22 protein-coding genes, 1 other RNA gene and 1 pseudogene are annotated in these 20,858 nt (G+C 73.5%); 13 read left to right on the top strand and 11 right to left on the bottom strand.

The genetic code is table 11. The features are described from left to right. The 5 genes and pseudogenes from ACE3Q3_RS03440 to efp form a co-directional block, all read right to left on the bottom strand. Positions 1-314 (bottom strand): annotated as a pseudogene (locus tag ACE3Q3_RS03440) (hypothetical protein); the annotation flags it as partial. Between the two features lie 18 nt (positions 315-332). Further along, positions 333-1,481, bottom strand: coding sequence for a flagellar motor protein MotA (locus ACE3Q3_RS03435; RefSeq protein ID WP_374441828.1), 1,149 nt, complete (start codon positions 1,479-1,481; stop codon positions 333-335). A gap of 58 nt (positions 1,482-1,539) precedes the next feature. After that, complete coding sequence (locus ACE3Q3_RS03430; protein WP_374441825.1) at positions 1,540-1,923, bottom strand: OmpA family protein; 384 nt, start codon at positions 1,921-1,923, stop codon at positions 1,540-1,542. Between the two features lie 661 nt (positions 1,924-2,584). After that, a complete protein-coding gene (locus tag ACE3Q3_RS03425) occupies positions 2,585-3,400 on the bottom strand; it encodes an inositol monophosphatase family protein (RefSeq protein ID WP_374441822.1) in 816 nt (271 codons plus the stop codon). Positions 3,401-3,408: 8 nt separating this feature from the next. Then, complete coding sequence (efp, locus tag ACE3Q3_RS03420) at positions 3,409-3,975, bottom strand: elongation factor P (protein ID WP_374441819.1); 567 nt, start codon at positions 3,973-3,975, stop codon at positions 3,409-3,411. 200 nt (positions 3,976-4,175) lie between these two features. Here efp and ACE3Q3_RS03415 point away from each other — a divergent pair, with 200 nt between their 5' ends. Genes ACE3Q3_RS03415 through ACE3Q3_RS03395 form a run of 5 tightly spaced genes read left to right on the top strand, consistent with a single transcriptional unit; the run spans position 4,176 to position 9,505 of the window. After that, a complete protein-coding gene (locus ACE3Q3_RS03415; RefSeq protein ID WP_374441817.1) occupies positions 4,176-5,270 on the top strand; it encodes a glycosyltransferase family 2 protein in 1,095 nt (364 codons plus the stop codon). 14 nt (positions 5,271-5,284) lie between these two features. Further along, positions 5,285-6,034: a sugar phosphate nucleotidyltransferase gene (locus ACE3Q3_RS03410; protein ID WP_374441814.1), complete on the top strand. Its 750-nt coding sequence runs from the start codon at positions 5,285-5,287 to the stop codon at positions 6,032-6,034. Continuing rightward, a complete protein-coding gene (locus ACE3Q3_RS03405) occupies positions 6,031-7,077 on the top strand; it encodes an SDR family oxidoreductase (RefSeq protein ID WP_374441811.1) in 1,047 nt (348 codons plus the stop codon). Before ACE3Q3_RS03410 ends, ACE3Q3_RS03405 begins: the two co-directional genes overlap by 4 nt. 20 nt (positions 7,078-7,097) lie before the next feature. Beyond that, a complete protein-coding gene (locus ACE3Q3_RS03400; RefSeq protein WP_374441808.1) occupies positions 7,098-8,336 on the top strand; it encodes a class I SAM-dependent methyltransferase in 1,239 nt (412 codons plus the stop codon). Further along, positions 8,333-9,505, top strand: coding sequence for a class I SAM-dependent methyltransferase (locus tag ACE3Q3_RS03395; protein ID WP_374441806.1), 1,173 nt, complete (start codon positions 8,333-8,335; stop codon positions 9,503-9,505). Before ACE3Q3_RS03400 ends, ACE3Q3_RS03395 begins: the two co-directional genes overlap by 4 nt. A gap of 13 nt (positions 9,506-9,518) precedes the next feature. Here ACE3Q3_RS03395 and thiE read toward each other — a convergent pair whose 3' ends face one another. From thiE to tkt, 5 genes are all read right to left on the bottom strand, one after another. Then, entirely contained in the window at positions 9,519-10,160 is a 642-nt protein-coding gene (gene thiE / locus ACE3Q3_RS03390) for a thiamine phosphate synthase (protein WP_374441803.1), read from the bottom strand. Between the two features lie 29 nt (positions 10,161-10,189). Next, positions 10,190-11,119: a class I fructose-bisphosphate aldolase gene (locus ACE3Q3_RS03385; RefSeq protein WP_374441800.1), complete on the bottom strand. Its 930-nt coding sequence runs from the start codon at positions 11,117-11,119 to the stop codon at positions 10,190-10,192. Positions 11,120-11,170: 51 nt separating this feature from the next. Beyond that, complete coding sequence (locus ACE3Q3_RS03380) at positions 11,171-11,578, bottom strand: hypothetical protein (protein ID WP_374441797.1); 408 nt, start codon at positions 11,576-11,578, stop codon at positions 11,171-11,173. Positions 11,579-11,619: 41 nt separating this feature from the next. Next, positions 11,620-12,630: a type I glyceraldehyde-3-phosphate dehydrogenase gene (gene gap / locus ACE3Q3_RS03375; RefSeq protein ID WP_374441794.1), complete on the bottom strand. Its 1,011-nt coding sequence runs from the start codon at positions 12,628-12,630 to the stop codon at positions 11,620-11,622. 149 nt (positions 12,631-12,779) lie between these two features. After that, a complete protein-coding gene (gene tkt / locus ACE3Q3_RS03370; protein ID WP_374441791.1) occupies positions 12,780-14,723 on the bottom strand; it encodes a transketolase in 1,944 nt (647 codons plus the stop codon). Between the two features lie 198 nt (positions 14,724-14,921). On the opposite strand from tkt, the gene ACE3Q3_RS03365 reads away from it, so the two are divergent. From ACE3Q3_RS03365 to ACE3Q3_RS03335, 7 genes are all read left to right on the top strand, one after another. Beyond that, positions 14,922-15,161 carry a DUF4164 family protein gene (locus ACE3Q3_RS03365; RefSeq protein ID WP_374441788.1) on the top strand — a complete coding sequence of 80 codons (240 nt, stop codon included), beginning with the start codon at positions 14,922-14,924 and terminating at the stop codon, positions 15,159-15,161. A gap of 4 nt (positions 15,162-15,165) precedes the next feature. After that, entirely contained in the window at positions 15,166-15,492 is a 327-nt protein-coding gene (locus tag ACE3Q3_RS03360) for a cell division protein ZapA (RefSeq protein WP_374441785.1), read from the top strand. A 12-nt stretch (positions 15,493-15,504) separates the two neighbouring features. Further along, positions 15,505-15,661: non-coding RNA, 6S RNA (gene ssrS, locus ACE3Q3_RS03355), on the top strand. A 31-nt stretch (positions 15,662-15,692) separates the two neighbouring features. Beyond that, positions 15,693-16,268 carry a 5-formyltetrahydrofolate cyclo-ligase gene (locus ACE3Q3_RS03350; protein WP_374441782.1) on the top strand — a complete coding sequence of 192 codons (576 nt, stop codon included), beginning with the start codon at positions 15,693-15,695 and terminating at the stop codon, positions 16,266-16,268. 7 nt (positions 16,269-16,275) lie between these two features. Further along, on the top strand, positions 16,276-17,091 hold the full coding sequence (locus tag ACE3Q3_RS03345; RefSeq protein ID WP_374441779.1) for a YmdB family metallophosphoesterase: 816 nt from the start codon (positions 16,276-16,278) through the stop codon (positions 17,089-17,091). 10 nt (positions 17,092-17,101) lie between these two features. Next, positions 17,102-17,905 (top strand): helix-turn-helix domain-containing protein, encoded by an 804-nt coding sequence (locus ACE3Q3_RS03340; protein WP_374441776.1) that lies wholly within the window; start codon positions 17,102-17,104, stop codon positions 17,903-17,905. Between the two features lie 95 nt (positions 17,906-18,000). Beyond that, complete coding sequence (locus tag ACE3Q3_RS03335) at positions 18,001-18,801, top strand: methyltransferase domain-containing protein (RefSeq protein ID WP_374441773.1); 801 nt, start codon at positions 18,001-18,003, stop codon at positions 18,799-18,801. A 43-nt stretch (positions 18,802-18,844) separates the two neighbouring features. Here ACE3Q3_RS03335 and ACE3Q3_RS03330 read toward each other — a convergent pair whose 3' ends face one another. Beyond that, a complete protein-coding gene (locus ACE3Q3_RS03330) occupies positions 18,845-20,278 on the bottom strand; it encodes an amidase (RefSeq protein WP_374441770.1) in 1,434 nt (477 codons plus the stop codon). Positions 20,279-20,461: 183 nt separating this feature from the next. On the opposite strand from ACE3Q3_RS03330, the gene ACE3Q3_RS03325 reads away from it, so the two are divergent. After that, positions 20,462-20,858: YebC/PmpR family DNA-binding transcriptional regulator (locus ACE3Q3_RS03325; protein ID WP_374441768.1), on the top strand; the 397-nt coding region annotated here is incomplete at its 3' end.

Below are 20,858 nucleotides of genomic sequence, written 5' to 3'. Positions count from 1 at the left end.
AGGGCGTCGAGCTGGCCCTGGAGGGTGGTGCGGGCCTGGTTGGCGCCGTCGAGCGCCAGCGTCAGCCGCTCGACGTCGGCCTTGCGCTCGGCCGAGGCCGAGCGCTCCAGCGCCAGCATGTCGGCCAGTTCGCCGACCTGCCGGTTCAAGCGCTCGACCGCGGCGTCCCGACCCTCCAGCGTGTAGCCGAGATAGAAGTGGCTCACCGTGAACACCAGCACGATGAAGATCACCACCATCAGGAGCTGGGTGAGCGCGTCGACGAACCCCGGCCAGATGTCGAATCCGCCGCGCCGCTCGCGAAACCGGGCCATGCCGGCGGCCTTCCCGGCCTAGCGCCTGCGCTCCGGCTCTTCGGCCAGGGCGGCGATGGTGCGGGCGAGGAGGCGGATCTCGGCGCGCACCTCCTGGGCGGCGGCGGCGCTCGTCTGTTCGGTCGTGTCGATGAGCCGCGCCATCTGCCGCTCGATCGCGCGCAGCTGGTTGTGGGCTTCCTCGTCCATCCCGCCGGCGCTCCGCACCGGCGGCTGCGCCAGCCGCTCCAGCACCGGCTGCAGGGCGAGCTGGCTCTCGGCCAGCCGCAGCATCAGCGACTGCTCGGTGCGCATCTGGTCGGTCAGCGTGCCCAGCCGCTCGGTCAGCGCGGTCAGGTTGGCATTGGCCTGGATGCGGCTCTCCTCGCCGCGGATCAGGATGCGCTGGAGGTTGTCGAGATTGTCGGCCGTCTGTTCCAGCAGGGCCTGGATGTAGGCCGGCACCGACTGGTCGCCGTCGCTGACCGGGGTGCCGCCGGAGAGGCGCGTCAGGCTCGCCAGCCAGTCCTCGATCTCGTTGTAGAAGCGGTTCTGCGCCTGGCCGGCCTGGAGATCGAGGAAGCCCAGCACCAGCGAACCGCCGAGGCCGAAGAGCGAGGAGCTGAAGGCGGTGCCCATGCCGGCGAGCGGCGTCTCCAGCCCGCTCTGCAGGTTGTTCAGCGCCTGCCCCATGTCGACGCCCTGGACCGCCATGTTGGCGACCACCCGGCTGACCGCGCCGACCGTCTCGAGGAGGCCCCAGAAGGTGCCGAGCAGGCCGAGGAAGACCAGCAGCCCGATCAGGTAGCGGGAGATGTCGCGCGTCTCGTCGAGGCGGGAACTGAGGCCGTCGAGGAGCGAGCGCTGCGCCGGCGCCGACAGGCTGACGCGGCCTCGCCGTTCCTGGAGCACGGCGGCGACGGGCCCGAGCAGGCGCGGCGGCCGCATCACCGAGAGGCCGGGCTCGCTGCGGCGGAGCGTGTCGGCCCACGCCGCTTCCGGCTCGAGCTGGAGCACCTGGCGGGTGATGTAGGCGATGCCGAACAGGATGACCGCGACGATCAGGCTGTTCAGCACCGGCTTCGCCAGGAAGGCCCGTTCCAGGCCAGGATAGAGCAGCGCCAGCGCCCCGAAGACGAGGATCAGGAAGACCACCATCCGGAACAGGAAGCGGCGCGGATTGGTCACCGGGCGCGCCTGCGGCGGAGGGGTGGTCGGGGCGACCGGAGGAGCCGGCGCGCCGGCATCAGCGACCCATGACCACGATGTCGACGCGATCGGCGGGCCCGTCGTCCTGCGGCTGGCCGAGCGCGCGGACGTCGAGCCGGGTACTGCGCACGCCCTTGTCGATCAGGTAGGCCCGGACGGCGAGGGCGCGCGACAGGGAGAGCCGGCGCGCCTGGCTCGACTGGTCGCCGGACTCGGCCGCGTAGGCGTTGAGCTGGACGCGCAGCGCCTCGTCCCCGGCCAGCCGCCGCGCGAGCTGGTCGAGTTCGCCGCGGGCGCCGGCCGGCAGTTCGGTGCCGCCGGCGGGGAACGCGATCCGCGCCTCGCCGCGTCGCTGGGCGACGGCCGGCGGCGTCAGCGCCGCCGTCTGGGGCGGGGCTGCGGCAGGGGGCGGCGCGACCACGGGCGGCGGCGTCCGCACGGGTTGCGGTGCCGGGGCGGGTGGGGCTGTCGGAGCGGGACGGGCCGCCGCGGCCGGAGCCGATGGGGCCGGAGTCGATGGGGCCGAAGCCGACGGGGCCGGGGCCGCCGCGACCGGAGCCGGCGGGGCAGCGGCCGGTGCCGGCGCGGCTGCCCGCGGAATCGGGGTCGCGGCCGGAGCTGGCGGTGGCGCAGCCGGGGCCGGTGCAGCCGCCCGCGGCGGCGGCGAAGCGGCAGGCGGCGTCGGGGTCGGTGCCGGAGGCTGGGGCGGGCTCGCTGGCGGCGCCGCCGCGGCACGCGCCGGCGGCGACGGGGCCTCGGTGGCGGCCTTGCCGCCGGGCGGCCGCAAGGTCAGCGTCCGGCCGTCCTTGGGGCGCCGGTCCCGCGTGAACCCGAGCTGGTCGAGGGCGCCGAGATCGACATGCACGTCTCCGCCCGGAGCGGCCGCGGCCGGCGGCGCGGCCGCGAGCCAGGCGGCCGCGAGCAGAAGGGCCAGCGTCGTGCGGTCGGATCGGTAGCGCCTCATGCAACCTCCTCGTTGTCCGCCGGGCCGGCCGAACGGCGAAGGACTCCGTCGCATGATCCCTTCTAACGCATGCCTCGTGCCAGCCACAACCCGGCCGGCCTGGAGTCGGCCGGCGATGTCAGGCGGCGGCGTCGACCGTCCGCGGCACCTGGCGGATCAGTTCGGCGAGCGGCTGGTGCAGCCGGTCGTTGGCGGCCAGCACGTCGCCGCTGGCCAGGACGTTCGGATCGCCGGCGGGCGTGGTCGCGTAGCCGCCGGCCTCGCGCACCAGCAGGATGCCGGCGGCGATGTCCCACGGCTTGAGGTCGAACTCCCAGAACGCCTCGAAGCGGCCGGCGGCCACGAAGGCCAGATCGAGCGACGCCGCACCCATCCGCCGCACGCCGCTGACGAGCGGCGTCACCTTCGCCAGCGTCGCGAGATAGTGGCCGTGGCCCTCCTCGCCCTTGAACGGAATCCCGGTCCCGACCAGCGCGTCCTCCAGCTTGGCCCGCGACGACACGCGCAGGCGGCGGTCGTTGACGTGGGCGCCCTGGCCGCGCTCGGCCCAGTAGGTCTCGTCGGTCAGCGGCTGATGGACGACCCCGGCGACCACCTCGCCCTCGACCTCGAGCGCGATGGAGATCGCGAAATGCGGCACCCCGTGCAGGAAGTTGGTGGTGCCGTCGAGCGGGTCGACGATCCAGCGGTGGCGGCCGTCGCCGGAGGAACTGGCGCCGGATTCCTCCATCAGGAACCCGTAGCCGGGCCGCGCCTTCGCGAGCTCGCGGTGGATCGTCTTCTCGGCGCGCAGGTCGGCGGCGCTGACGAAGTCGGCCGGCCCCTTGCGCGACACCTGGAGCTGCTCGACCTCGCCGAAATCCCGCACCAGTTCGCGCGCCGCCTTGCGCGCGGCTGCGGTCATGACGTTGATGACGGGCGAGGGGCGGGCCATCTTCGCGATCAGTCCTTGGCGCGCTCGACGTAGGTGCCCTCGGCGGTATCGACCACGATCCGCGTGCCGGCTTCGATGAACGGCGGCACCAGGATCTTGCGGCCGTTCTCCAGCACCGCCGGCTTGTAGGAGGAGGACGCGGTCTGGCCCTTCACCACCGGGTCGGCCTCGGTCAGCAGCATCGTGACCGTCTGCGGCAGGGTGACGGCCATCGCCTCGCCCTCGTAGGTCTGGATGGTGACGACCATGCCGTCGCGCAGGAAATCCGCGGGATCGCCGACCTTGCTGCGGTCGACGGTGATCTGCTCGTAGGATTCCTGGTCCATGAAGGTCAGGGTGTCGCCCTCGGCGAAGAGGAACTGGTATTCCTTCTCGTCCATGCGCACCCGCTCGACCGTCTCCTGGGTCCGGAAGCGCTCGTTGGTCTTGTTGCCGGTGCGGATGTCCCGCATCTCGACCTGGGCGAAGGCGCCGCCCTTGCCGGGCTGGATCAGTTCACGCTTGAGCACCACCCAGAGGCGGTTCTGGTGATCCAGAATATTGCCGGGCTTGATTTCGATGGCTGTGATTTTCATGGATTTCCGGGGGTCGCCCTGCTGGCGTGGGCGCGGAACCTATCAGCAGCCCTCCCGCGATGCAACCTGCGGGCCCGTTCCGGCGGACCCCGGCCGAGGCGCCCGAATTCTACCCCTGGTATGGCGATCAGCCCGAGCCTGACGTATATCTGTATGGTCCCGGCGTCGGGCGACGGCGCCGGGAGAGCGGAGTCGGGTCGATGGTCGCTGCGACCGGGAAGGTCAGCCTCTGCCTGGCTGCCTTCGACGAGGAACGGCATATCGGGGAAATGCTGGAATCGATCCGGTGCCAGACGCACCGCGACATCGAGGTCCACGTCTTCGACAACGCCTCGACCGACCGCACGCCGGCGATCTGCCGCGACTACCTCGCGGACGGCCGCTTTCGCTACCATCGCAACGCGGTCAACATCGGTCCCGTCCGCAACTACAACCGCGTGCATGCCGTGGCGGAAGGCGAGTACGTGGTCCCGCTTTCGGCCAACGACGTGCTCGAACCGACCTTCGTCGAGCGATTGCTGGAGGTGATGCAGGCCGACCCGGCGGTCGGCCTGGCGGCGGCGCGCATCCGGGTGATCGACGAGAATTCGCGCCTCCTCCCGCAGGACCAGTGGCAGCCGCAGCGGATCTACGAGACCAGCAGCGCCGACCCGGTGGCGGCCGGCGTCACCGTGATGCGCAACTGGCACTACGCGAACTACTTCTTCGGCATGTACCGGCGCACGGTGATGGAGCGCCTCCAGCCGCAGCGCTATCTCTACGGCGGCGACGTCGCCTTCGTCTGCGAACTCGCGCTCTACGCCGACATCCGGTTCGTCGACGAGCCGCTCTTCCGGCTGCGCCGGCACGAGCGCGAGCAGGTCCAGCATCTCGCCCGCGTCTTCTCCGAGGAGACGCTGCAGGGCCTGGACGAGCGGAGCCTGTTCCGGCGCTTCGACTGCCTGACGCCCTATGTCGACTTCACCTGGGCCTACCTCGAGATGATCTCGCTCGCCCGCATTGCCGAGGCGGAGCGGCAGTCGCTGGCGCGCCAAGCCGTCGTCACGCAGCGCCAACTCTACGGGCCGCAGATGCGGCGCGAGGCGGCCGCCCTCGTCGACGCGGCCGCCGCCAACGAGCCCCTCTGGGGGCAGCCCGGGATGCGCGTGCCCCGGATGATGCTCGGCCACCGACTGCTGGAGCGGGCGACGCGCGCCCGGATCGTCCTTCCCGAGGAGGCCGCGCTCGCCGATCTCTGTACGCGGCTGACGGCCGCACTCGGCGCGGCCGCGCTGCCCGTCGCCGCCGCCTCCTGACGGGGCCGGAGCCCATGCAGGCGGTGATCCTCGCGGGCGGCCGCGGCAGCCGCCTCGCCGCCGGTTGTCCCAAGCCGCTGGCTCCGATCGGCGGTCGGCCCGTGCTGTGGCACGTCGTGCGGCTTCTCAACGCCCAGGGCATCGACGACGTCCTGGTCGCCCTGGGGCACCATGCCGCAGAGATCGTCCGCGCGCTGGCGCCGGCGGCGGGCATGGCCGGCACCGTCGTCTGTGACGCGGCGGCGCTCGGGCTCGCCGGGCGGCTGAGGCTGGTCGATACCGGGACCGAGGCCGACACCGCCGGCCGGCTGGCCCGGCTCCGACCGCATCTCGGCGCAGCCGCGTTTCTCCTGGCGTGGTGCGACGGCCTGGCCGATCTCGACCTCGCGGCGCTTCTCGCCCACCACCGACGCTGCCGTCGCCTCGTCACCGTGGCGGCGGTCCACCCGCCGAGCCGGTTCGGCCATCTCGTCCTCGACGGCGACCGCGCCGTCGGGTTCCGCGAGAAGCCGCGGCTCGACGACCAGTGGATCAACGGCGGTTTCTTCGTCGTCGAGCCGGGGGTCCTGTCCTGGATCGCCGGCGAGGCCGCCTCCTGGGAGCGCGACGTCCTGGTCCGCCTCGCCGCCGCCGATCAACTCGCGGCCTACCGCCACGAGGGCTTCTGGCAGTGCCTCGACACGGTGCGCGACCAGGAGGAACTGGAGGCCGTCTGGCGCCGCGGCGCGGCGCCGTGGCTGCGCCGGCCGGCGATGGCGGAATGAAGGTCTGCGTCACCGGTCACCGCGGCTATGTCGGCGCCCTCCTGGTGCCGCTGCTGCGCCGGCGCGGCCATCGCGTGCTCGGCGTCGATTCCGGGCTGTTCGACGGCTGCGCGCTGCCGGGCGCGGTGCCCGAAGGTCCCGACCGGGACCTGCGCCGCGACATCCGCGACCTCGGTGCCGACGATCTCGCGGGGCTGGACGCCGTCGTCCACCTCGCCGGGCTTTCCAACGACCCGCTCGGCGACCTCGATCCGGCCCTGACGGACGAAATCAACGGCCGCGCCGCGGCCGCGCTCGCGGCGTCGGCGCGCAAGGCCGGCGTCCGCCGTTTCGTCTTCGCCTCGACCTGCAGCGTCTACGGCGCGGGCGGCGAGGGCACCGTCGACGAGGAGACGCCGCCGCGGCCGCTCACGCCCTACGCCGCCGCCAAGGCGTCCGCCGAGGCGGCGATGCGGGCGCTCGCCGGCGACGGCTTCTCGCCCGTCCTGCTGCGCTTCGCCACCGCCTACGGCGTCTCGCCGATGCTGCGCTTCGACCTCGTCGCCAACAATCTGGTGGCCCACGCGACGGCGACCGGCCGGGTGCTGCTGAAGAGCACGGGACGGCAGTGGCGCCCGCTGATCCACGTCGCGGACATGGCCGAGGCGATCGCCGTCGCGCTGGAGGCGCCGCGCGACGCCGTGCACGGCGCGACCGTCAACGTCGGCGACGACGACGCCAATCTCCGGATCGCCGACCTCGCCGACGCCGTCGCGGCGGCGATCCCCGGCGCATGCGTCGAACTCGCCCCCGGCGCCGCCCCCGACCGTCGCAGCTATCGGGTCTCCTTCGCGCGGCTCGGGCGCGTGCTGCCGGCGTTCCGGCCGCGCTGGACGGTCGCCCGCGGCGTCGCCGACCTGCACCGCGCGGTCGTCGCCCTCGGCCTGCCGGTGGCGGATTTCGAGGGCGCGCGCTTCAACCGCCTGCCGCACCTCCTGCAACTGCGCGCGGCGGGGCGCGTCGCCGCCGACCTCCGCCCGCGGGCGGTCGCCCGGCCGGCCTGACGGCCAGGGGGCGGACAGAGATGGGCCTGGCCCAGGCCATCCGCGGCTGTCGGGCCTGCGGGTGCGACCGCCTCCTGCCGGTCATCGACCTCGGCCGGACCCCCCTGGCCGATCGCCTGGCATCGCCCGACGATCCGCCGGGATCGGACCGGACCGAGCCGCTCGAACTCGTGATGTGCGGCGCCTGCGCCCTGGTCCAGATCACCGTCACGGTGCCGCCGGCCGATCTCTTCGGACAGGGTTACCCCTACCATTCCTCGGTGTCGCCCGCCTTGCGCGCGCATTTCGCGGCGGCGGCGGCCGCGCATCTCGGGCGCTACCGCCTGGATCGCCACCACCGGGTCGTCGAGATCGCCAGCAACGACGGCGTCATGCTGCGCCATTTCGTTGCGCGCGGCATCCCGGCGCTCGGGATCGAGCCGTCGCCGGGGCCGGCGGCGGCGGCGCGCGCTGCCGGCGTGTCGACGCTCGACGCCTATTTCGACGGGGCGCTCGCGGACCGTCTCGCCGGTGACGGCTGGTCGGCGGACCTCGTCCTGGCGGCCAACGTCCTGGCGCATGTCCCCGATCCCGTCGACTTCGCGGCCGGCATCGCGCGGCTGCTGCGGCCGGGCGGCCATGCGGTGTTCGAAGTGCCCGATCTGGGCGACCTCGTGCAGGGCCTCGCCTTCGACACGATCTACCACCAGCACCTCTGCTACTTCTCCCTGACGAGCCTGGAGGCGCTGCTCGGCCGGGGCGGTCTGCGTGTGGTCGACGTCGAACGGCTGGCGATCCATGGCGGCTCCCTGCGCGTCCATGCCGCACCGGCCGGCACCCCGGGCGCGGCGGTGGCGGCGCTGCGCGCCATGGAGCAGCGGCAGGGAGCGGCCAGCCCGGCCTTCCTCGCCGGCTTCGCCGAACGGGTCGCCCGCCTCCGCGACCGGCTGCGCGACCTGCTGGCGCGGCTCGCCGGGGAGGGCGCCCGCATCGCCGCCTATGGCGCCGCCGCCAAGGCGACGACCCTGCTCGCCTATTGCGGCATCGATCGCACCACGGTCGATTTCGTCGCCGACCTCAACGCCCGCAAATGGGGCCTCGCCATGCCCGGCTGCCGCCTGCCGATCGTGCCGCCCGCGCGGCTGCTGGAAGCCATGCCGAGCCATGTCCTCCTGCTGGCCTGGAACTTCGCCGACGAGATCCTCGCCCAGCAGGCCGAATACCGGCGGCGGGGCGGACGGTTCATCCTGCCACTGCCGGAGCCGCGGGTGATCGCATGAGCGCGCTGAGCTGCCCCGCCTGCGGAGCGGCGGCGATGGGGGACCCGTTCTATTCGGCGACCGGGGTGCCGACCAACAGCGTGCGGCTGCTCGCCGACCGGCGGCAGGCGCTGGCCGTCCCGCGCGGCGACATCCGGCTGGCCTGCTGCGCCGCCTGCGGGTTCGTGGCCAACGTCGCGTTCGACCCGGCACGGGTCGACTATTCGCCGGGGTACGAGAGCACGCAGCGCCACTCGCCGACCTTCGATGCGTTCCATCGCGATCTCGCCCGCAGCCTCGCCACGCGCCACGACCTTGGCGGGCGCACCGTCCTCGAGATCGGCTGCGGCCGGGGCGAGTTCCTGGCGCTGCTCTGTGCCGAGGCCGGCTGCCGCGGGGTCGGCTGCGATCCCGCCTGGAACCCGGCGGAGCCGGCGCCGGAGGGCGCGGTGCGCATCCTGCCGACCTTCTACGAGGCCATGCCGGGCGAGCCGGCCGACCTCGTGTGCTGCAAGATGACGCTGGAGCATGTCCCGCGGCCGGCGGCCCTGGTCCGGCTCGTCGCCACGCGCCAGGGCGCCGGGACGCGCCTCTTCGTCCAGGTCCCGAACGCCCGGCCGATCTTCGAGCGCGCGGCGTTCTGGGACGTCTACTACGAGCATTGCAACTATTTCGACGCCGCCTCCCTGGCCGGGCTCCTCGCGCGCGCCGGCTTCGGTGTCGAGGAACTGGCGGAGACCTATGCCGGCCAGTACCTCACGGCCCATGCGGTCGCGCTTCCGGCGCCGCCGCCGGTGCCCTCGCCGCGACCGGCGGCGACCGGTTCCTTCGCCGTCGGGGCGGCGGCCGCGATCGCGGCCTGGCGCGCCTGGCTGGCGGCCCTGGAGCGCGGCGGGCGCCGGGTCGTGCTGTGGGGCGGCGGGTCGAAGGCGGTGGCGTTCCTGGCCGCGCTCGCCCCGTGTCCGGCCGTCGCCGCCGCCGTCGACATCAACCCGCGCAAGGACGGCACCTTCCTCGCGGGCACCGGCCACCCGGTGGTTGCCCCCGAACGCCTGCCGTCGTTGCGGCCGGACGCGGTGGTGGTGATGAACCCGATCTACCTGGCGGAGGTGCGGGCCCGGCTCGACGCCCTCGGCCTCTCCCTGCCGCTGCACTCGGTCGAGGCGGGGCCCGGCTGCCCCACGGCCTGACGGCGCTCCGGGGTCAGTCGAGCGCGGCCGCGATCGCCCGGTTGTAGTCGGCGACGCCGGCCGCCGGTCCGTCCGGATGGTCCCAGACCCCGGTGACGACGCAGATGAAGTCCGCGCCGGCGCGCACGATGGGTGCGAGGTTGTCCGGCTTGATGCCGCCGATGGCGACGCAGGGCACGGTCGTCGACTGCGTCCAGGCCTCGATCAGTTCCGGCGTCGCCCAGAAGCGGGGCGGCTTGGTCTGGGTCGGGAAGAAGGCGCCGAAGGCGACGTAGTCCGCTCCCGCCTCGGCCGCCTCCATGGCGAGGTGGCGGCTGTCGTGGCAGGTGACGCCGACGATGGCGTCGGGCCCGAGCAGGCGGCGCGCCTCGGCATAGGGCGTGTCCTGCTGGCCGACATGGGCGCCGTCGCAGCCGAACTCGGCCGCGAGGTCGGGCCGGTCGTTGACCAGGAAGGGCACGTCGCGGGCATGGGCGATCGGCATCAGCCGCTCGATCGCCCGCCGGAAGGCGTCGTCGTCGACGTCCTTCAGGCGCAGCTGCAGGCAGGCGACGTCGCCGCCGTCGAGCGCGGCCTGGAGGCGGTCGGCGAAGGCCGCCGGCTCCAGCACCGCGGGGGTGATGAGATAGAGGCGGCAGCGCTCGTCGCCGGCCATGTCTCGGGCTCCTCGCGCCGCCACCGGGATCAGGCCTTGCCCTGGTAGATCTTGATGATCTGGTCGAGCATGGCGAGGGCGTCGGCCTTCGGGCGCTGGAAGGTGTTGCGGCCGATGATCGAGCCGTTGCCGCCGCCGTCGCGGATGGCGCGGGCCTCGTTGTAGACGCCCTCGAGGTCCTTGGCCTCGCCGCCCGAGAAGACGACGATGCGCTTGCCGGCGAAGCAGGACTGGACGACGTGGGCGATCCGGGCGGCCGCCGTCGAGACGTCGATCTTGCGCGCCTCGTAGACCTTCCTGGCGGCGTCCAGCTCCAGGTGCTCGGTCGGCGGCTTCACCTTGATGATGTGGGCGCCGAGGAGTGCCGCCATGTGGGCGGCGTAGGCGCAGATGTCGATCGCCGTCTCGCCGGCCTTGGTGAGGTCGCCGCCGCGCGGATAGGACCAGACGACGACGGCGAGCCCGTGCGCCTTCGCCTCCTCGGCCAGCACCGCCAGTTCCTCGAACATGCCGAAGGCGTTGTCCGAACCGGGATAGATGGTGAAGCCGATGGCCGAGCAGCCGAGCCGGAGCGCGTCGCGGACCGAGCCGGTGACGGCCTGGGACGGGCCGGCCTTGTCGCGGGCGAGGCTGTTGGCGCTGTTGACCTTGAGGATGGTCGGGATGGCGCCGGCGTAGCTGTCGGCGCCCGCCTCGATCATGCCGAGCGGGGCCGCGTAGGCGGAGAGCCCGGCCTCGATCGCGAGCTGGAAATGGTAGTGCGGGTCGTAGGCGTCGGGGTTGGGGGCGAAGCTGCGCGCCGGCCCGTGCTCGAAGCCCTGGTCGACCGGCAGGATGACCAGCTTGCCGGTGCCGCCGAGGCGGCCCTGCATCAGGATGCGGGCCAGGTTGGCCTTGGTGCCCGGATTGTCGCTCTCGTAGCCGTCGAGGATGCGCTTGACCTTCTGGGTCACCTTCATCGGAAATCTCCTTCCCTTCGGCGGGCCGCCCGGCGGGCCGGCCCGATATGGTCAGTTGCGGGCGTCCGGCCCGGCGGCGGGGTCGTCGCCGAGCCAGCGGCGGCAGGCCGCCGCCATGTCCTTCTCGCGATGGAGGGCGAGCGCGGGCGGCCGCTCGGCCACCACGCGGCGCCCGTCCGCGGCCGCGATCGCCGCCAGCTTCGCGCGGACGGCGGCCGGGCCCTTGTAGACGACGGCGTCGATGCCGACGCGCAGCGCCAGCAGCGCATGGCCCTCGGCCGTCTCGCAGTCGATGAGGCCGCGGGTCGGCGGATGCCGCTCGCGGGCCCGCTCGACGATGGCGGCGAACATCGCCGGCCCGAGCGCGGCGGCGCCGCCGCGCGGGCTGACCAGCAGCAGCGGCCGGCCCAGCACGGCCGCGGCCTCGGCCGCGACCAGCGCCCCGGCGGCCGTCGCCACCTCCACCGCCCGGTCCGCGAACCCGGTTGCGAGTTCGGCCGTCAGCCGAGCTTCGCCATCGCCGCGGCGGTGTCCAGCATCCGGTTCGAGAAGCCCCATTCGTTGTCGTACCAGGAGAGGACGCGGCACAGGCGCTTGTCGATGACCGCGGTCTGGCCGGCGTCGAAGGTCGAACTGGCCGAGACATGGTTGAAGTCGCTCGACACCAGCGGCGCCCGGTTGATCTCGATGATGCCCTTGAAGCGGCTGCTGGCGGCGGCTTCGGTCATGACCTGGTTGATCTCGTCCGCCGTCGTGTCGCGGGCGGCGTTGAAGGTGAGGTCGACGACCGAGACGTTGGGCGTCGGCACCCGGATCGAGGTGCCGTCGAGCTTGCCCTTGAGCTCGGGCAGGACGAGGCCGACGGCGCGGGCGGCGCCGGTCGAGGTCGGGATCATGGACAGGGCGGCGGCGCGGGCGCGGTGCAGGTCCTTGTGCATCGTGTCCACGGTCGGCTGGTCGCCCGTGTAGGCATGCACCGTCGTCATGAAGCCGTTCACGATGCCGATCGCCTGGTGCAGCACATAGGCCATCGGCGCCAGGCAGTTGGTGGTGCAGGACGCGTTCGAGACGATCGTGTGCCCGGGCTTCAGCTGGTCGTGGTTGACGCCGTAGACGACGGTCAGGTCGACGCCGTCGGCCGGGGCCGAGATCAGCACCCGCTTGGCGCCCGCCTCGATGTGCTTGGCCGCGGCGTCGCGCTTGGTGAAGACGCCGGTGCATTCCAGCGTGATGTCGACGCCGAGTTCCTTCCACGGCAGCTTCGTCGGGTCGCGCTCGGCGGTGACGCGGATCGGGCCCTGGCCCACGTCCATCATGCCCTCGCCGGTCTTCACTTCCCGGGGGAAGCGGCCATGGACGCTGTCGTAGCGCAGCAGGTGCGCGTTCGTCTCGACCGGGCCGAGGTCGTTGATGCCGACGACCTGGAGGTCGGTGCGGCCGCTCTCGGCGAGCGCGCGGAAGACGAGGCGGCCGATGCGGCCGAAACCGTTGATCGCGAGGCGGGTGGCCATGATGGTGGGATTCCTCCTGGCTTCGATGGTGGGGATGCGCGGGGCGGGGCTGCCGCGGCAGGACGGCCGCCGCTCAGGACCTCCGGCCGGCGACCGAACGACGCGGGACGCCCAGCAAACGTTCCGGGCCCGGGTTCATTCCGTCGATCCTAGACGAGATCGCGGGCGGCCGCCGCCACGGCCTCGGCGGTGATGCCGAAATGGCGGTAGAGGTCGCCGGACGGCGCCGAGGCGCCGAAGCCCGGCATGCCGACGAAGGCGCCGCGCTCGCCGAGCCAGCGGTCCCAGCCGAACCGCACGGCGGCCTCGACCGCGACGCGCGGGGCCGAGCCCAGGACCTCGGCGCGGTAGGCGGCGTCCTGGGCCGCGAAGAGCTCGAACGACGGCATCGAGACGACGGCGGCGGCGATGCCCTCGCCGGCCAGCAGTCGGCGCGCCTCCATCGCCAGTCCGACTTCCGAGCCGGTGGCGAGCAGCGTCACCCGGCGCGGACCGTCCGCCTCGGCGAGGACGTAGGCGCCCCGGGCCGAACGGTTGGCGCCCGCCTCCTGGCGCAGGGCCGGCACGCCCTGGCGGGTCAGGGCGATCACCGACGGCGTCGACCTGGCGGCGATCGCCAGTTCCCAGCATTCCGCCGTCTCGACCGCGTCGGCGGGGCGGAAGACGTGGAGGTTGGGGATGCTGCGCAGCGCCGCCAGATGCTCGACCGGCTGGTGCGTCGGACCGTCCTCGCCGAGGCCGATCGAATCGTGCGTCATGACGTAGACGACGCGCACGCCCATCAGCGCCGAGAGCCGGATCGCCGGCCGGGCATAGTCGGTGAAGACGAGGAAGGTGCCGCCATAGGGCACCACGCCGCCATGCAGGGCGAGCCCGTTCATGGCCGCTGCCATGGCGTGCTCGCGCACGCCGTAATGGATGTAGGTGCCGCCGTACTGGCCCGCCTGCAGCACCGCCTGGCCCTTGGCCTTGGTGTTGTTGGAGGGGGTGAGGTCGGCCGAGCCGCCGACCAGCTCCGGCATCGCCCGGGCGAGCACGTCGAGCGTGCTGCCGGAGGCCTGGCGGGTCGCGACCTTGGGCGGCGCGGCGATCAGCGCCGCCTTGTATTCGGACAGCGCGGCGGCGAGGCCGGCCGGCGCGTCGCCGGCGATGCGGCGGTCGAACTCGGCCCGGTCGGCGGCCGCGGCATGGCGGCGGCGCCATGCCTCGGCGCGGGCGGCGGCGCGCCGGCCGGCGTCCCGCCAGGCGGCCAGGATGTCGTCGGGCACCTCGAAGGGGGCCGCGGTCCAGCCCAGCTTCTCGCGCGCGCCGGCGATCTCGGCGGCGCCGAGCGGGCTGCCGTGGGCGCCCGACGTGCCCGCCTTGGTCGGCGCGCCGTAGGCGATCTGGGTGCGGCAGGCGATGAGCGAGGGGGTATCGGTCGCCCGCGCCCGCTCGATGGCGGCGGCGACCGCCTCGGGGTCGTGGCCGTCGACCGACTGCACGTCCCAGCCGCAGGCGCGGAAGCGCGCCGGCTGGTCGTCCGAGACGGAAAGCGCGGTGCCGCCGTCGATCGAGATGCTGTTGTCGTCGAAGAGGACGATGAGCCGGCCGAGCTTGAGGTGGCCGGCCAGCGAGATCGCCTCGTGGCTGACGCCCTCCATCAGGCAGCCGTCGCCGGCGACGACATAGGTCCAGTGGTCGACCAGCCCGTCGCCGAAGGTAGCGTTCAGGTGGCGCTCGGCGATCGCCATGCCGACCGCCGTCGCCAGCCCCTGGCCGAGCGGCCCGGTCGTGGTCTCGACGCCGGCGGCGTGGCCGTATTCCGGGTGCCCGGCGGTGCGGCTGCCGAGCTGGCGGAAGCGCCGGAGCTCGGCCATCGTCATGTCGGCGTAGCCGGTCAGATGCAGCAGCGAATAGAGCAGCATCGAGCCGTGCCCGGCCGACAGCACGAACCGGTCGCGGTCGGGCCAGGCCGGGTCGGCCGGGTCGTAGGACAGGAATCGGGTGAAGAGGACGGTCGCGACGTCGGCCATGCCCATGGGCATCCCGGGATGCCCCGACTTGGCCGCCTCGACGGCGTCCATGGAAAGGGCGCGGATGGCGTTCGCCATGGCGCGGAGATCGGGGGCGGGCGCTGCGTTCGACATCGCAAATCCGGGGCAAAAGGCCCGGCAACTTGCCGTCCGCGACCCCCGGCGTCAACCGGCAGGGCGAATCGGCCCCCGGCCACCCTTCGTTGACGCCCTGCCGGAGCGGTCGCTACAACTAGAGCCATGGCCGCTCCGACGATTCCGATTCCCCCTTCGACGATGCAGCGTGCCCGCGACCGGCTGGAGCGGGCGCTCGACCGGCTGGAGGCCGCCGCCGCGCGCGTCCCGGTGCTGGCGGCCGAGCGCCGGGCGCTGGCGGAGGAGCGCGACCGGCTCGCCCGCGCGCTCGCCCAGATGGAGGCCGAGAAGGCCGCCCTGCGCCAGGCGACGGACGCCGCCGCCCACCGCCTGGACGGCGTCATCGCGCGCACCCGCGGCGCGCTCGACCGGACGCACTGACCCCATGCCGTCGGTCGCGCTGACGATCAACGGACGCAGCTACAGCGTCTCCTGCGGGGCGGGCGAGGAGGAGCGGCTGCGGCGGCTCGCCAGCTACATCGACCAGAAGGCGACCCAGATCTCGGGCGACCTCGGCCAGATCGGCGAGGCGCGCGTCATCCTGATGGCCGGCCTCCTGATCGCCGACGAGCTCGCCTCCGCCTTCGAGGAGATCGCGCGGCTGAAGCGCGCGGCCGAGGGGCAGAACAGCGTCCAGGATTCGCTCGGCCGCGAGCTCGATCTGGTCGCCCAGCGCGTCGAGACCATTGCAGCCAGGCTCGAGCAGCCCTAGCTTTCCAGGTGGACGGTGCTGTCTGGTGCGTCAGGTCGCTATTACCCCGGGGCCTTTCACAACCTCCCGGGAGCTGTCCCTGCCGCGATCGTGGTCGCGGTACATGGCGCCCACCTGCGTTAGCAGGCCACGGAGGGTTCAGCATGCCAACGGCCGAGGCGGCGCCGTCCACTCTCCTTGCTGACGACAACGGCCTCCTGGTGCGCGAGAAGGCGGCATTCCGGACGGCGGCGATCGCCCGCCGTGCGGCGGCCGCGGCCGGTGCCGCCGCCGATTGCGGCGAGCGCTTGGCCGACCGGTTTCTCGCCGCAGTGCCGTTGGCCGAGGTCGGGGCGGTGGTGTCCGGCTTCCACCCGATCGGCGAGGAGATCGACCCGCGGCCGCTGATGGCGCGGCTCGCCGCGGCCGGGCGGACGCTCTGCCTGCCGGTGACGCCGCGCCGCGGCCTGCCGCTCTCCTTCCGGGCATGGCGGCCCGGCGACCGGCTGGTGCCGCGCCCCTTCGGCCTGCTCGAGCCGGCGCCGGAAGCGCCGACCGTCGAGCCCGACCTGCTGCTCGTGCCGCTGCTCGCCTTCGACGATGCCGGGCGGCGGATGGGCTATGGCGGCGGCTTCTACGATCGCACGCTGGCGGACCTGCGGGCGCGCCGGCCGATCCGTGCGGTCGGCGTCGCCTACGAGGGCCAGCGCTGCGAGCGGGTGCCGGCCGGCCCGGCCGACGCCATCCTCGACGCGGTCGTCACCGAAGTCGCCTTCCGGCCCGTCGCGAGGGTTTGAGGCGGGCATGCGGATGCTGTTCTGCGGCGACGTGGTCGGCCGCTCCGGCCGCGAGGCCGTGACCAGCCGGATCCCGGTCCTGCGCCGCCGCCACGGCCTCGACCTCGTCGTCGTCAATGGCGAGAACGCGGCGGCCGGCTTCGGCATCACCGAGGCGATCTGCCGCGAGTTCTTCGCCGCCGGGATCGACGCCGTCACCACCGGCAACCATCTCTTCGACAAGCGCGAGATCGTCGCGACGCTGGCGTCGGACCCGCGCCTGCTGCGCCCGGCCAATTTCCCGGCGGGGACGCCCGGAAGCGGCGCCTACGCCGTCCCGACCGGCGACGGCCGCCGTGTCGTCGTCGTCAACCTGATGGCGCGCCTCTTCATGGACGCGCTCGACTGCCCCTTCGCCGCCGCCGAGGCGGTGCTCGCCGAGCATCGGCTGGGGCAGAATGCCGCGGCCATCCTGGTCGACCTGCACGGCGAGGCGACGAGCGAGAAGATGGCCATGGGGCACCATCTCGACGGCCGCGTGTCGGCGGTGTTCGGCAGTCATTCGCATGTGCCGACCGCCGATGCCCAGATCCTCCCGGGCGGAACCGGCTACCAGACCGACGCCGGCATGTGCGGCGACTACGATTCCGTGATCGGCATGAAGAAGGAGGCCGCCGTCGCCCGCTTCGTGCGCAAGGTGCCGGGCGAGCGCCTGTCCCCGGCCGAGGGCGAGGGCACGCTCTGCGGCGTCTTCGTCGAGACCGACGACGCCTCCGGCCTCGCCCTCCGGGTGGCCCCGGTCCGCCTCGGCGGGCGCTTGGCCGAGGCATATCCGCCAGACTGAGCGCCGGACGATGCCAGGCGTCCATCGTGCCCGGCAGCACCGCTCGACCATGCCGGGGGTCGAGGCGGTCTCGATGGTCTCGGATCGGCGCCTCGCACGGCATTCCCACGACCAGTTCGGCATCGGCGTCCTCGTCTTCGGCGGTCACCGCTCGTGGAGCGGCATTGGCGCGGTCGAGGCGGAACCGGGCGCGATCCTCTCCGTCAATCCCGGCGAAATCCATGACGGGGCGCCGGTCGAAGGCCGGCCGCGCGGCTGGCGAACCCTGTACTTCCGGCCCGGTATCCTGTCGGAGATCGCGGCGGAGGAGGGGATGCCGGAGATGGAGATCGCCCGCCCGGCCTTCGTCGATCCCGCGCTCGCCCGGCGCACGCTGCGCCTGTTCCGCCTCGCCACCGCCCCGCGCCCGTGCCCGGACGCCGCGGAAGAGGCGCTTCTGGCGACGGTGGTGCATGTGCTGCGGCGGCACGGCTCGCGGGCGTCGCCGCGGCTCCCGGCCTCGCCGGACGTGCGTCGGGCGCTGGCGCGGATCGACGCGGCGCCGGCGGCGGCCGTGCCCTTGGCCGAACTCGCCCGGGAGTGCGGCGCCAGCCGCTTCGGGCTGCTCCGGGCCTTCGCCCGCGAGGTGGGCATCACCCCGCATGCCTACCGGGTCGACCGGCGGGTGCGTCTGGCGAGGCGCCTGCTGGCCGCCGGCGAGGCGCCGGCGGCGGTGGCGGCCGCGGCCGGCTTCGCCGACCAGAGCCATCTGACGCGGGCATTCGCGGAGCGCTTCGGGGTGACCCCGGCCCGCTATCGGGCCGCGGTCGCCTGACGGGCGCCGGGCGCGGCGGCGCGCAATTCCGTTCAAGACCCGGTACCGGGCCACCTGGGACCATCCGGGCCTCGCACGGGCGACGGAGGTCTCGGATGGGGTCGGACTATGTCCATGGCTACGAGGCGGCGGAAGGGACGCGCCTCGGCGACCAGGCGCGGACGCTGGAAGAACTGCTGCATTCGGACACGGCCTATCCGCCCGGATCGCGCGTGCTCGAGGTCGGATGCGGCGTCGGCGCGCAGACCGTGGCACTCGCCCGCCGCAGCCCGCTGGCGGAGTTCACGGCGGTCGACATCGCGCCGGCGTCGCTGGCGGCGGCGCGGGAGGCGACGGCCGGGTTCGCCAACGTGCGGTTCCGGCAGGCCGACGCCGGGCGGCTGCCCTTCGCCGACCGGTCGTTCGACCACGCATTCGTCTGCTTCCTGCTGGAGCACCTGCCGCGGCCCGCCGCGGCGCTGGCCGAGATCCTGCGGGTCCTGCGGCCGGGCGGCACGCTGACCGCGATCGAAGGCGACCACGGCTCGGTCCTCTTCCATCCCGAGAGCCCGGCGGCCCGGGACGCCATCCGCGCCCAGGTCGATCTTCAGCGCGCCGCCGGCGGCGACCCGATGATCGGGCGCCGGCTCCATCCCCTCCTGCACGCGGCCGGGCTGACGGAGATCTCGGTGTCGCCCCGCCTCTTCTATGTCGACGGCGCCCGTCCCGACCTCGGCGACCGGTTTGTCCGCCGCACCTTCACGGCGATGGTGGCCGGCGTCCGGGAACGGGCGCTGGCGGCGGGGCTCGTCGACGCCGACCGGTTCGACGCCGGCATTGCCGACCTGCTGCGCGCCGCCGCTCCGGACGGAACGTTTTCCTACACGTTCTTCAAGGCCGTCGCTCGCCGGCCGTAGGTGCGGGGCGCGGCCGGCGGTGGGTCCCGCGTGCTCCCGACGATCAGGCGTGGATCGGCGGCCGGCGGCCGGCCCACGGCCGCGCCGCCTCGATCTGGGCGGCCAGGCGGAAGAGGGTGGCCTCGTCGCCGAAGCGCCCGACGAAGTGGGTGGCGAGCGGCAGGCCCGTGTCGGTCCAGCCGCTCGGCACCGACATGGCCGGCTGGCCGGAGGCGTTCGACATCCAGGTGAAGGCGGCGAAGACGTTCATCTGGCGGCGCATCGCCATGGCGTCGCCGCCCTGCTGCAGCTTGAAGGTCCCGAGCGGCACCGGCGGCGAGCCCAGGGTCGGCGTCAGCCACAGGTCGTGCTCGACGAAGAAGCCGGCCATCTCGCGCGAATGGCGCTGCATGTCCTGGAGCGCGAGCAGGAACTGGGGTGCGGTCTGCTCGCGCGCCCGACGGGTGAAGCCCCAGACGAAGGGCTCGAGGTCGTCCGGGGTCGCCTCGCGGCCGACCCGCCGTTCCAGCCCGGCGAGCGACCAGCCGACGCCGGCCGCGATCACCGCGGTGAAGGCGCGCCAGAAGGCCTCGCCGTCGACGGCGGGCGCCGCCTCCTCGACGACATGGCCCATCGATTCGAGGAGCTTGGCCGTCTCCACCGTGGCCCGGACGCAATCGGGATCGATCGGCGTGCCGATGGGCGAGGCGGTCGAGAAGGCGATGCGCAGGCGGCGCGGATCGGCCCCGATCTCCTCGGCGAAGGGCCGGGCGACCGGCGGCGCCCAGTAGGGGTCGCCCAGGGTCGGGCCCGCGGTGACGTCGAGCAGGGCCGCGCTGTCGCGGACGCTGCGCGTCAGCACATGGTCCTGGGCGATGCCGACGATGATGTCGCCGAAATGCGGCGCCACCGGGTTGCGCGCCCGGGTTGGTTTCAGGCCGAAGAGCCCGCAGCAGGCGGCGGGGATGCGGATCGAGCCGCCGGCGTCGTTGCCGTGGGCGGCGGCGACCATGCCGGTCGCGACCGCCGCGGCGGCGCCGCCGCTGGATCCGCCGGTCGACCGCTCCGGGTCCCAGGGGTTGCGGGCGGGGCCGTAGAGCCGCGGCTCGGTCGTCGGGCCGATGCCGAGTTCGGGCGCGTTGGTGTGGCCGAGGAAGACGAGCCCGGCTGCGCGATAGCGTCGCACCAGTTCGTTGTCGGCCGCGGGCACATAGTCGCCGCCGAAGGTGCTGGCGCCGCGCAGCGGCACCCCGGCCTCCTCGCAGGCGATGTCCTTCAGCAGGAAGGGCACGCCGGCGAACGGGCCGTCGAACGGTGCCCGGGCGGCCTCGCGGGCGCGCTCGAAGGTCTCGATGACGACGGCGTTGACCCGCGGATTGACGCGCTCGATGCGGGCGATCGCCGCATCCACGAGCTCGGCGGCGGAGACTTGGCCGCGCCGCACCAGTTCGGCCTGGCCGATGGCGTCGAGATCGAGCGCGTCGTCGGTGGTGGTCATCGGCAGGGGATCCCGGGCTGAAGGAGGGCTGGCCCGCCGATGCTACCCGCATCGGCGCCGGGCGCAACCGGGGCGCGCCTCAATTCAGCCATAAACCGTGCCTAGAAACCCGCGGAATCTGGGCGTCCAACACCACATCTGGTATAGACGCGGCCGCTGCATCCACGAATTCGATCGAGCGTCATGGCGGGCCATTCCCAATTCAAGAACATCATGCACCGCAAGGGTGCGCAGGATAAGAAGCGCGGCAAGATCTTCACCAAGATCATCCGCGAGCTGACGGTCGCCGCGCGCACCGGCCTGCCCGACCCGGCGTCGAACCCGCGCCTGCGGGCGGCCGTGCTCGCCGCCCGCGAGGCCAACATGCCGAAGGACACCATCGACCGCGCCATCAAGCGCGGTGCCGGCGGCGACGACGGCGCCAACTACGAGGAGGTCCGCTACGAGGGCTACGGCCCCGGCGGGGTCGCCGTCATCGTCGAGGCCCTCACCGACAACCGCAACCGCACCGCCGCCGAGGTCCGTTCGGCCTTCACCAAGCATGGCGGGGCCTTGGGCGAGACCAACAGCGTCGGCTTCC

The organism is Allostella sp., assembly GCF_041913585.1.
Classification (GTDB): domain Bacteria; phylum Pseudomonadota; class Alphaproteobacteria; order ATCC43930; family Allostellaceae; genus Allostella.
The sequence above is the reverse complement of the archived record's forward strand: the minus strand, read 5'-3'. Positions and strand labels throughout refer to the sequence as shown.